The organism is Nocardia sp. NBC_01377, from assembly GCF_045040005.1.
Taxonomy (GTDB): domain Bacteria; phylum Actinomycetota; class Actinomycetes; order Mycobacteriales; family Mycobacteriaceae; genus Nocardia; species Nocardia noduli.
In genome coordinates this window covers 2,494,019-2,505,613 of the sequence record NZ_CP109566.1, presented here as the reverse complement: position 1 = coordinate 2,505,613, position 11,595 = coordinate 2,494,019, and the positions used below count along the sequence as shown (strand labels likewise).

Sequence of the window (11,595 nt, the reverse complement as noted above, 5' to 3'; positions counted from 1 at the left end):
GCGCACCCCGGGGCTTGCGGCAAGACCCCGGTGATGCCGCACAATGGCCCACCGAAGCCATTACCTGCGGAAATGGAGTGCGAATTGCGTGTGTTGTCGTCGACCGACGGGTCGAACGGAACAGATAACGCGAGCCCATCGACCACCAGTGTGTTCGACCTTCCCGACCACCTGTCCCACAAAGCAGACCCGACGCTCGTCGCCACCGACGAGCGGCATTTCGCTGCCATCGCGGAAAGTCTCGAACGGTCGATCGCCGAGCTGACCCGACGCCTCGACGTCACCCGCAAAGCGCCTGTGGGCGCGGGACAGGAGGCGGTGGAGCGGGATGCGGAGATCTACCGGCTGACCTGGCGTCTGCGCTCACTGCGTCGTTTCGGCGTCGACCTGTGCCTGGGGCACATGGTTCTCGCGGACAACCAGGAGCCGGTGTACGTGGGACGACAGGGGCTGCTCGACGCCGCGGGGAATCAACTGCTGATCGATTGGCGCTCCCCCGACGCCGAGCCGTTCTTCGGCGCGACCCACGCAAACCCCATGGGGCTCGTGCGTCGCCGCAGGTATCGCTGGTCCCGCGAAAAGATCAGCGACTACTGGGACGAGGTGTTCACCCCGGACGGATTCGAGAGCAATGCCGCGCTCGACGATCAGTCCGCGTTCATCGCCAGTCTGGGCGGCAACCGGTCGGCCCGGATGCGGGACGTACTCGGCACCATCCAGGCAGATCAGGACGCGATCATCCGCGCCGGGTCGCGCGGCGCGCTGGTGGTCGACGGTGGACCGGGAACGGGCAAGACCGTCGTCGCCCTGCATCGCACCGCCTACCTGCTCTACTCCGACCCCGCGCTACGTCACCGCGTGCTGTTCGTCGGCCCGCACGAGCCCTACCTGTCCTATGTCGCCGATGTGCTGCCCAGTCTCGGCGAGGAGAACGTGCAACTGTGCACGCTGCGCGATCTCGTCACCGAGGGCGCGGCGGCCACGATCGAGACCGACCCGGAGGTCGCGCGACTGAAATCGTCCGCCGACATGATGAAGGCGATCGAAGCGGCCGTGAAGTTCTACGAGCAGCCGCCCACCAAGGGCATGACGGTCGCCACCGACTGGACCGATATTCCGCTGAGCCCCGAGGACTGGACCGAAGCGTTCGACGCGCCCGAACCCGGCACCCCGCACAACGAAGCGCGCGAGCGGATCTGGGAACTGCTCATCACGATCCTGATGGACAAGTACGACGGTGACACCTCGGCGGCGCAACTGCGGAACTCGTTGCGGCAGAACGAGGAATTGCGGGCGACCCTGGACAACGCGTGGACGATGATCGAAGCGGCCGACCTGATCGCCGACCTGTGGTCGGTACCCGCCTATCTGCGTAAATGCGCCCCCTGGCTCGCCCCCGACGAGGTCGCGAAACTCCAGCGCACCGATCCCGGACGGTGGACCGTGTCGGATCTGCCGCTGTTGGACGCGGCCCGCAGGCGGCTCGGTGACCCGACGGCGTCGCGACGCGCGCGCCGACACCATGCCGCGGTCGCCGCCGAACGCGAGCGCATGTCCAGCGTCATCGACGACCTGATCGCCTCCGACACCTACGCCGACGGCGAGGGCCTGATGACCCAGTTACGTCAGCAGGACCTGCGGGAGGTACTCGTCGACGAGACCGCGCTGCCCGGCGCCGAGCCCGATCAGCTCGCCGGTCCCTTCGCACACATCATCGTGGACGAAGCCCAGGAGTTGACCGACGCGGAATGGCGGATGCTGTTGCAGCGCTGCCCGTCACGGAGCTTCACCATCGTCGGTGATCGCGCCCAGGCGCGGCACGGATTCACCGAGTCGTGGCGCGAACGCCTGGAGCGGATCGGGCTGGACCGGATCGACGTGGCCTCGTTGAGCATCAACTACCGGACGCCGCAGGAGGTGATGACCGAGGCCGAGCCGGTCATCAGGGCGGTACTTCCCGACGCCAACGTGCCGACCTCGATCCGTAGCAGCGCCGTCCCGGTCGCCCACGGCTCCACCTCGGAACTCGGTTCGATCCTGGAAACCTGGCTCGCCGAACATGCCGACGGAATCGCCTGCGTCATAGGCGATCCGACGTTCCGGGCGACATCGCGGGTGCGGTCGCTGTCCCCGACACTGTCGAAGGGACTCGAATTCGACCTCGTCGTTCTCGTCGAGCCGGAAGCGTTCGGCGAGGGCGTCGAAGGGGCGGTCGACCGCTATGTGGCGATGACCCGGGCGACGCAGCAACTGGTCATCCTCACCTGACAGCGTCGTGGGCGGTCTCCCTGGGGGCCGCCCACGACCCTACTTCACGCGCGCGGGGTATCGCCGCGTAAACCGGCACCGAGCAGGTCGAACAGTTCCTCGACGACCTCTTCGAGGGTGTCGTCGCTGCGGTCGGTGTGCCACACGGTCAGCCCCGTGCGGACCACCGCGAGCAGGCAGGCCGCCAACAGGCGGGAGTGACTGTCGGGCACGAGAGGGTGGCCGCCGCGGCGGGCGATGACGGCGGCGAATCCTTCCTCGAGTCCGGCGAAACGTTCGGCGAGGCTGCCGACCAGAATGCGGTCGTCGTGGAGCAGTCGCGCGGCAAGTCGCATCTGCTCGATCGGTGTCTCGCGGTTGATCAGTCCGTTCAGGGCGGTGCGCCGTACGGCGGTGAACGCGTCGACTTCGGGTGGCTGCTCGGCCAGTGCCGCCTCGAAGTGGGCGACCGCGGAGGCTCGGTCGCCGAACAATACGTCCTCCTTGGCGGCGAAATGGGAGAAGAAGGTGCGCGGGGACACATCGGCGGCTTCGGTGATATCGGTGACGGTGGTGCCCGCGAACCCGCGCTCGGCGAACAGGCGCACGGCGGCGTCGTGAATCGCCTGGCGGGTCTGCAACTTCTTGCGCTCGCGGCGCGACAGGGCGACCGGATCCGACGCCGGGTCGATTTCTCCGGTATCGGGTGCGTGGACAGTTGTCGGTGCCGAGTCCATGGGGTGATGTCCTCCGAACGCTCATGTAAGTGCCGTCACTATCCTACTACATTCATTGCCTGTTTGCAGTGACTGCATTTATCGTGTGAGTACCGCTGAACTGGTCGACGTGGACCGACCCGATCCGGAATGTTCGTTCGGAAGGACTTCTTCGATGGCCACCTCTCTGTATCGCCTGGGGCGAGCGGCGTTCACGCACCGCAAGCGCGTCCTCGCCGCCTGGCTGCTCCTCCTCGTCGCCTTCGGCGGTCTCGCCATGGGCTTCGGCAAATCGACCGAGACCGCGTTCACCATTCCCGGCGTGGAAGCGATCGAAGCCGCCGACCTGCTCGCCCAGCGCCTGCCCGAAAGCGGCGCGGGCGGCGCCAGTGCCCGGATCGTCTTCGCCGCGCCACAGGGCCGCACCGTCACCGATCCCGCGTATCGGGACGGCATCGAATCCACGATCGCCGCCGCCGCTACCGGCGGCGCGGTGGCGCAGGTCTCGGACCCCTACCGCACCGGCGCGATCTCCCCCGACGGTCGCATCGCCTACGCCACCGTGACCTACCGCGGCGACGCCAACGCCGTCACCGACGCCGACCGGACCGCCCTGCACGCGGCGGGCGACCGAGCCGCTTCGGCCGGAGTGCAGGTCGAATACGGCGGTGAGGCGATGAACACCCCGCCGGGCAACTCCGCGGCGGAACTGATCGGTGTCGCCGTCGCGCTCGTCGTCCTCTCCGTCACACTCGGCTCACTGCTGGCCGCCGGACTGCCGCTGCTGACAGCACTGTTCGGTGTCGGCACCGCCATGGCCGCGGTCACAGCGCTCACCGCCGTCATCGATCTGTCCAGCATCGCGCCCACCCTCGGCCTGATGATCGGCCTGGCCGTCGGCATCGACTACGCGCTGTTCATCGTCACCCGCCACAAGGAGAACCTCGCCGCCGGACTCGACCCGCGTGAGGCCACCGCCCGCGCGGTCGCCACCGCGGGCAGCGCGGTCGTCTTCGCCGGAGCCACGGTGATGATCGCCCTCACCGCGCTGTCGGTGGTCGGAATCCCGTTCCTGACCTCGATGGGCCTGGTAGCCGCCGGAGTGGTCGCGATCGCGGTGCTGATCGCGCTGACCCTGGTCCCCGCGCTGTTCGGCTTCGCCGGTGAACGCTTCGACCGGTGGCCGGTGCCCGGAATGGGCAAACGACAGCGACGCCTGAGCACCGGCGACTCCTTCGGCACCCGCTGGGCTCGCGCCATCACCCGCCGTCCGCTGCCGGTACTGCTTGTCGCGATCATCGGCACCGGAGTGCTCGCACTGCCCGCGCTCGGGTTGCAACTCGGACTGCCCGATGACGGCACCAAAGCCGCCGACACCACCCAACGTCACGCCTACGATCTGCTCGCCGAAGGTTTCGGCCCCGGCTTCAACGGTCCACTGACCCTCGTCATCGACGCCGCCGACGGCGGCAATCTCGACGCCGCGAGTTCCGCGATCACCTCCGCGATCCGGAACACCTCCGATGTGGCCGCGGTCGTGCCGGTGCCCGCGAGCAGCGACACCGGACTGGTCACGGTCATCCCCCGCAGCGGGCCCTCCACCGAGGAGACCAAGGACCTCGTCGGTCAGATCCGCGGCCTGCGCGGTGAGATCGAGGACACCACGGGCACCCGCATCCTCGTCACCGGCAATACCGCCACCGGAATCGACATCTCCCAGAAACTCGCCTCCGCACTGCCGATCTTCCTCGCGGTCGTGGTCGGGCTGTCGTTCGTGCTCCTGATGATCGCGTTCCGCTCGATCCTGGTGCCCCTCAAGGCCACCCTCGGCTTCCTGCTCAGCCTCGCCGTCACCTTCGGCGCGTTGGTCGCGGTATTCCAATGGGGTTGGGGCGCCGAACTTCTCGGCATCGACACCACCGGACCGATCATCAGCTTCCTTCCGGTGCTGCTGATCGGATTGCTGTTCGGTCTCGCCATGGACTACGAGGTCTTCCTCGTCAGCCGCATGCGCGAGGACTACACCCACGGCGCCACCCCCGACGAGGCCGTCATCGGCGGATTCCGCCACGGCGCCCGCGTCGTCACCGCCGCCGCGCTCATCATGGGCTCGGTATTCGCGGGTTTCATCCTCGGCCACGACACCACCATCAAGAGCATCGGTTTCGCTCTGGCCATCGGTGTGCTGGTGGACGCCTTCGTCGTCCGCATGACCATCGTCCCCGCGGTGATGGCGCTGCTCGGACACCGGGCATGGCAGCTGCCCGCCTGGCTGGATCGGATTCTGCCGAACGTCGATATCGAAGGCGCGGGACTCGACACCGAGGCGCGGGCCGACACCGTGGACCGGCCCGAACTGGCCCACAGCAGGTAGCGCGTCACCTGTCGCGCACGAACAGCGGAGTCCCGCACGGCATGCCGTGCGGGACTCCGCGCGTTCGGCCTCGTCCGCTGGACGCTAACCGATCGGCAGTACGCTCGCGATCGGGTGGTAGGCCCAGTTCAGCATGCGCTCGGCGTCGTTCTTCGCGACGAGCTCACTGTGGGGCGAGCTGTGCAGGACCACGCCGATCATCGGGATGCCCGCGCGGACCGTCTCGAACAGCAGGCAGGTTCCCGCGGCGTCGGTGTATCCGGTTTTGATGCCGATGGCGCCCGGATAGTCACGCAGCAGCAGGTTCGTGGTCTGCCAGAGGTGAGCGCGGTTGCCGGGGCCCTCGGGAAGGTGATAGGTCCGCGCCCCGGCGATATCGCGGAACGCGGGCAGGCTCATCACACGCAGTCCGAGGGTGAGCAGGTCCGCTGGTGTGGAATAGGTGGAGTAGTCGGTGGGCGCGGGCAATCCGCTGGGATCGGTGAAATGCGTTCCCGCCAAGCTCATTCGACGCGCGGTGTCGTTCATCTTGGCGATGAACGCGTCCTGGCCCGGCCCGTAGGCCTCGGCGAGGGCGTAGGCGGCGTCGCAGCCGGACGGCAGCATCATCGCGTACAGGAGTTGCCGGGCGGTGAGCACCTCGCCGGGGACCAGGCCCGCGGTGCTTCCGTCGTATTCGGCGGCGTAGCTGATGGCCTCGCGCGGCACGGTGACGGCTCGGTCGAGATCGCCCGCATCGATCACGACCAGCGCCGTCATCACCTTGGTGATACTGGCTATCGGGACCGAGGTGTTCGACTGTCGCGACCACAGCATCGTGCCGGTGAATCCGTCCGCCAGCGCCGCCTCCGTCGCCTGCACTCCCTCGGGCCCGGGGCTCAGCCAGGGCAGACCGACATGGGTGTCGCTCGCGGCGGGCGCGGCCGTCGCGCCATGACCGGCCCCCACGAGCACGAACCCGACGACAACAGCCTGCAACAATCTAGCAAATATCCGCATGGCCGCATTCTGCCGTGCGAATCGGTCCGTCAGCGGGATTTCGCCGGTCGAATCACCACAGTTCGGGAGGCATCAGCCGGACATGGCACCGGCACCGGCCTCGCCGCCGCCCACAACGACGGATCTTGGTCACACCCTTCCCAGCTACCGGGACTCGGTGTTGGATATCCCCGCCAGCAAGGACTGGATCGCGTCGGCGATCAATCGATCGTCGAGCGGATCGATCATCCCGTTGTTGGCCAGTGTCGCCAGGCCGTGCAGGGTCGCGAAGATCAGCGTCCCGATCCGTCGCACGTCGCCCGGCACCAGTTCACCACTGGCCTGGCCTCGTTCGACCAGATCGCGGACCGGCGCGAAACTCGCGTCACGCGCCTCGACCAGCGCGGCGGGGGCCTGCGAGAGATACCGGCTCCTCGACATCAGATCCACCATCGCCGGACTCTCGGTGGCGAAGCGGATGTAGCTGATCGCGACCGCGGTCAGCACCTCGGCGAAATCGCGCCCGTCGGGTTCGACCGCCTTGGCCAACTCGGCGCCCAGGCGCTGCAAACCCACCTCGACGAGAGCGTCGAGCAGGGCCGCCTTGTCCTCGAAATGCCGTCGCGGAGAGCCGTAGCTGACCCCGACCTCGCGGGCGAGTTCGCGGAGCGACAACCCGTCGACCCCCGAGGTCCGCAGTGTCGTCTCGGCTTGCGTGAGCAGTGCGACGCGAAGGTTGCCGTGGTGGTAGCGACGCTCGGACATGCTTGGCGATCCTACAATGTTGTCATTGACAGCATTGGGCGGTGCTGCCTATATTTCCCCGTGTGATCCGAGTCATAGGGCATGGGCGATCCCCCGCCGGGGATGCTGAGCCGTTCGAAGCCGCGCGCACGGTGCGCAGCTTCTGCCGGATCTGCACGTCGGTGTGCGGCATCGTCGTCGAGGTCGAGGGCGATGTGGTGACGCGGGTGCGCGGCGACCGTGAACATCCCCTGTCGAAGGGCTACACGTGCCCGAAGGGCCGTGCGCTGCCGCAGATGCATCACCACCCCGAACGGATCGAGCGTCCGCGGCTCTGTATCGACGGTGGCCTGCGCGACGCTTCGTGGGAAGCCTGTCTGGACGATCTCGGCACTCGGCTGAAGGACATTATCGACCGGCACGGCCCCGAGTCGGTCGGCATCTTCTTCGGCACCGGCGTCGGCATGGACGCCACCGGAACCCGGGTGGCCGAGGCATTGCGGGCGGCGATAGGCACACCGGCCAAGTTCAGCCCGCTGACCATCGACGGCACGGCCAAACCGTTCATCGCCGATCTGGTGGGCGGATTCGTCGGCCTGTCGGGTCGGCCCGACTACGACAACGTCGACTTCCTGCTCCTCATCGGCACCAACCCGATGATCTCCCACGGTCACGCGATCGCCGTGCCCAATCCCACCGGCACCATCCGTGACATCGCCGCGCGCGGCCAGGTGTGGGTCGTCGACCCGCGACGAACCGAAACGGCCCGATCCGCCACCGGCCACCTCGCGCCGCTCCCGGGCACCGAACACGCCCTACTGGCCTATCTGGTGCGCGAAACACTGTGCGAAGGCATCGATCCCAGCGTTCCGGTGCAGGGTCTCGACGAGCTCGCCGCCGCGGTCGAACCGTTCACACTCGAACACACGGCGAAGTCGACCGACCTCGCGCCCGAGGATCTGACGCGTCTGCGTGACGCGGTCCGCGCGGCGGGCCACCTCGCCGTCGAGACCGGCACCGGCGTGACCATGACCGCCGACAAAGGCAATGTGACCCAGTGGCTGGCCTGGGTCCTGATGATTCTGACCGGATCGATGAACCGTCGCGGCGGTCTCTGGTTCCACCCGGGTTTCGCCTACCAGCTCGAATCCTTCGAGTTGCCCATCTCCGCACCGGACGGCTCGTTCGGCCCCGGTCCACGCAGCCGCCCCGAAACTCGCGCGTTCATGGGCGAATGGCCCTGCGCCACACTGGCCGACGAGATCGAGGCGGGCAATATCCGGGCGGTACTCAACCTCGGCGGAAGCCTGCTGACCTCCTTCCCTGATACCGCGGCCATGCGGTCCGCGCTGGGCAGACTCGAGGTACTCGCGACGACCGAGATCATCGCCAACGACACGACGGCGCTGTCCACGCATGTGCTGCCCACGAAGGATCAGCTCGAACGATCCGACGTCACAATCTGGGACGCCCTCAGCTCGCGGGTCTCGGCCCAGCACACACCGGCCGTGGTCGCCCCCGTCGGTGGCCGGCGATCGATGTGGTGGTTTCTGGCCGAACTCGGTCGACGGCTCGGTCACGACGTGGCCGATCCCGATCAGTCCGACGACACCGTGCCGGCGGGCGTGACGGTCGGCGGGCGTTTCTCGTTCGACGAACTGACGCGCACCGGCTGGGTCGACGCCGGTCACGAATTACCCGCCCCCTGGGTGGCGCGCCACATCGAACGGATGGGCGGCTGGCGCTTGGCGCCGTCCCTCCTGGTAGACCAGTTGGCCACGCTGCGGCAGACCGCGTCGATGGTGCTGATCCCGCGACGCCAGATGCGACGGCTCAACGCCCAACTCGACTTCCTCGGCGACCGCCCGGACGTGCTGATCAATCCCGCCGACGCCGCCGAGGTCGGCGTCACCGACGGTGCCGCGGTCACGGTTCGTGGCGCCCACGGCGCGCTGACCGGCGTCGCGAAACTCGATCCGGCGATCCGCTCCGGCGCGGTATCGGTGCCGCACGGCTACCCCGAATGCAACGTCAACATGCTGACCGACAAGGAGGACATCGACGTGATGACAGGTATGGTGCGCTATTCCGGCGTTCCGGTGAGTGTGGATCCGGCATGACGAACACGAATCACCGCGTGGCGCAGTGGGCCACCGGCAATATCGGACTCAAAGCGCTGCGCGGAATCATCGAACACCCCTCGATGACGTTGGCGGGCGTGCACGTCTACGACCCGAACAAGGTCGGACGCGACGCCGGTGAACTCTGCGGACTCGACACCGTCGGTGTCGCCGCCACCGGGAAACTGGAAGACGTGCTGGCGACGAACGCCGACTGCGTGCTCTACATGCCGCGGGTGTTCGATCTCGACGACGTGTGCCGACTGCTCGAGTCCGGCTCGAACGTCGTGGCGACCTGCGGCGTGTTCCACCATCCCCCGAGCATGGATCCGGCGGTGCGCGACCGCGTCGAGGCGGCCTGCCGGACCGGCGGCACATCGGTGCACAGCACCGGAAGCAGCCCCGGCTTCATCTCCGAAGCCGTCCCCCTGGTGCTGACCTCCATCCAGCGCCGGTTGGACAAGATCATCATCGACGAGTACGCGGACCTGTCGCGACGGAATTCACCCGAGATGCTGTTCGACCTCATGGGTTTCGGTCGCGACCTCGCCCCGTTCGAGCAATTCCGGGCCGACTATCTCGGCGCCAGTTTCGGCCCCTCGCTCCGCTTGATCGCCGACGCCGTCGGCCTGCCGTTGGACGAGGTGGTCGCCAGCGGCGAACTCGCGACCACACCGAACGAACTCACGATCGCCGCGGGCACCCAGAAGGCCGGATCCGTCGCCGGACAACGGATCACCATCACCGGCCTGCGTGAAGGCCGCGAGCTGATCACCTTCCGCGCTACCTGGTACACCACCACCGATCTCGACGCGACGTGGGAACTCGGAGACACCGGCTGGCATATCGACGTCCAGGGCGACGCCCCCCTCGACGTCACGCTGCGGATGCCGATATCACTGGAACAGATGGCCGAAACCACACCCGCCTACACCGCCAACCGCGCGGTGAACCTCGTCGAAGCCGTCTGCGCCGCGCCACCCGGTATCCGCTCGGTGCTCGAACTGCCCCTGTCCACCCCGACCTTCGGCTGACGGCGAGAGCGGAAGCGCTTCGCGATCGAAACAGGCGGAAGAGGTCTGCGCACCGCGCCGGCCTCTGTCGCGTTCGCGTAATAGATGCCTGCCGACCCGTTGCCCTCGATCGGGTCGATTCCCGCTCTGCTGTGGGGTAACCTCGCTCGGCTCCGGATTCGACCTCGTCCTACACCCGAGAATGTTCGGTCGTCGCGAGACCGATCCGCCTCGTCCCGACCTCCGAGGCCCACAAATCCGAGCGCGCCGAGCCCCTGCCTGTTCGGAGTCGGCCGTGCCGTGGCATGACCGACACATCATGGTCACGTTCCATCACTCCCACCTCGCTCGCCTCCGGCACCCCTGGCGCGGGGCGAAACATCGGTCCACGCTCGCCACACGGTGTTCATAACCTTCCGCCAACTCGGATTGGCTCTGAATCGCTTACGTACCAGCAGGATACGGAACGGGCGACTACGGCCCAGGATGCCCGAAGGTTGTCGCCGTCAGCTCAGCGCGAAGGTCAGCAGCAGTGTCGGCGGGGCGGTGTCGCGCCGCCAGGAATAACCGAACCACAGCCCCGGCGTGATCTCCCTGATCTCGTCGTAGATCTGTGGGATCAGCGACGAGTCGTAGTTCAACACCCACGTCGGCCTGCCGTCGGTGATCGCGGGGCCGGTGTAGACATCCGCGCGGAAGCCTTCGAAACCGGCCGAGGTCACCTGGTTCATCAGGTACCCGCCGTCGCTTCCGGTGTAGAAGGTCTTGCCGGTCCAGAAGGCAGGCGCGATCGGATGTATCGCGGCGGGGCTCACGACCCACCCGTTCGTCACTCCCCTCGGCACCGATCCGGCGCTCGCGTCGGCGAAGATGGCGGTCTGTTGTTCGAGCGAGCACCACGACCGCAGGGAATCGATGGTGACCGACCTGTCGGCCGGATCGACGACGCAGCCGTCGCCGTAGTCCGTCGCGGGTGAGACTCCGGAATCTGCTGACGCCAACTGTGCTTCGACGGCGAAGGTCGCGGTGAACGCCGATGTGAGGGCGATGAGGAAACGTGCTCGGTTCGTGCTCATATCTCGCATGTCGTGGTCGAGGTCGGTCATCGTTGACATCTCCGGGTATGCCGGGGATCGACCGCCGCACGCAGGGATAGCCTGCGAAGTTGATCTTAAACGCGTATTCGCGCCGACAGTGTTCTCCGAATGTGGGCCGGGGGATGGCTTCACACCGAGCCGTGATCCGGGGCACTGCCGCGTCGCGCGTGACCATCCGCCGGAGTCGGGCAGGGATCACGGATGCGGCAGGGTTTCACAACGGCCTACGGGCACGTCGATAGGAAGAATTCCTACGATCGGCGGCGTTTGAGATCGTTTTCGCAGGATAACCGGGCGTGAAACGGA

Annotated in this window: 8 protein-coding genes; 4 read left to right on the top strand and 4 right to left on the bottom strand. The window is 67.3% G+C overall.

The features are described from left to right. Positions 1-72: 72 nt before the first annotated feature. Positions 73-2,268, top strand: coding sequence for an RNA polymerase recycling motor ATPase HelR (gene helR / locus OG225_RS11410; protein ID WP_405181639.1), 2,196 nt, complete (start codon positions 73-75; stop codon positions 2,266-2,268). Between the two features lie 44 nt (positions 2,269-2,312). Here helR and OG225_RS11405 read toward each other — a convergent pair whose 3' ends face one another. Beyond that, complete coding sequence (locus OG225_RS11405) at positions 2,313-2,984, bottom strand: TetR family transcriptional regulator (RefSeq protein WP_216905807.1); 672 nt, start codon at positions 2,982-2,984, stop codon at positions 2,313-2,315. Positions 2,985-3,138: 154 nt separating this feature from the next. On the opposite strand from OG225_RS11405, the gene OG225_RS11400 reads away from it, so the two are divergent. Continuing rightward, entirely contained in the window at positions 3,139-5,337 is a 2,199-nt protein-coding gene (locus OG225_RS11400) for an MMPL family transporter (protein WP_405181638.1), read from the top strand. Between the two features lie 84 nt (positions 5,338-5,421). Here the strand turns inward: OG225_RS11400 and OG225_RS11395 are convergent, their stop codons facing one another. Then, a complete protein-coding gene (locus OG225_RS11395) occupies positions 5,422-6,336 on the bottom strand; it encodes a D-alanyl-D-alanine carboxypeptidase family protein (protein WP_405181637.1) in 915 nt (304 codons plus the stop codon). 144 nt (positions 6,337-6,480) lie between these two features. Beyond that, on the bottom strand, positions 6,481-7,080 hold the full coding sequence (locus OG225_RS11390; RefSeq protein WP_405181636.1) for a TetR/AcrR family transcriptional regulator: 600 nt from the start codon (positions 7,078-7,080) through the stop codon (positions 6,481-6,483). Positions 7,081-7,142: 62 nt separating this feature from the next. Between OG225_RS11390 and OG225_RS11385 the strand changes: the two genes are divergently transcribed. Beyond that, entirely contained in the window at positions 7,143-9,179 is a 2,037-nt protein-coding gene (locus OG225_RS11385) for a molybdopterin-dependent oxidoreductase (RefSeq protein ID WP_405181635.1), read from the top strand. Next, the gene (locus OG225_RS11380) at positions 9,176-10,213 is read left to right on the top strand and encodes a dihydrodipicolinate reductase (RefSeq protein WP_405181634.1); all 1,038 of its coding nucleotides are present in this window, start codon (positions 9,176-9,178) and stop codon (positions 10,211-10,213) included. Before OG225_RS11385 ends, OG225_RS11380 begins: the two co-directional genes overlap by 4 nt. A 485-nt stretch (positions 10,214-10,698) precedes the next feature. On the opposite strand, the gene OG225_RS11375 is transcribed toward OG225_RS11380, so the two are convergent. After that, the gene (locus tag OG225_RS11375; protein ID WP_405181633.1) at positions 10,699-11,298 is read right to left on the bottom strand and encodes a hypothetical protein; all 600 of its coding nucleotides are present in this window, start codon (positions 11,296-11,298) and stop codon (positions 10,699-10,701) included. Positions 11,299-11,595 lie beyond the last annotated feature (297 nt).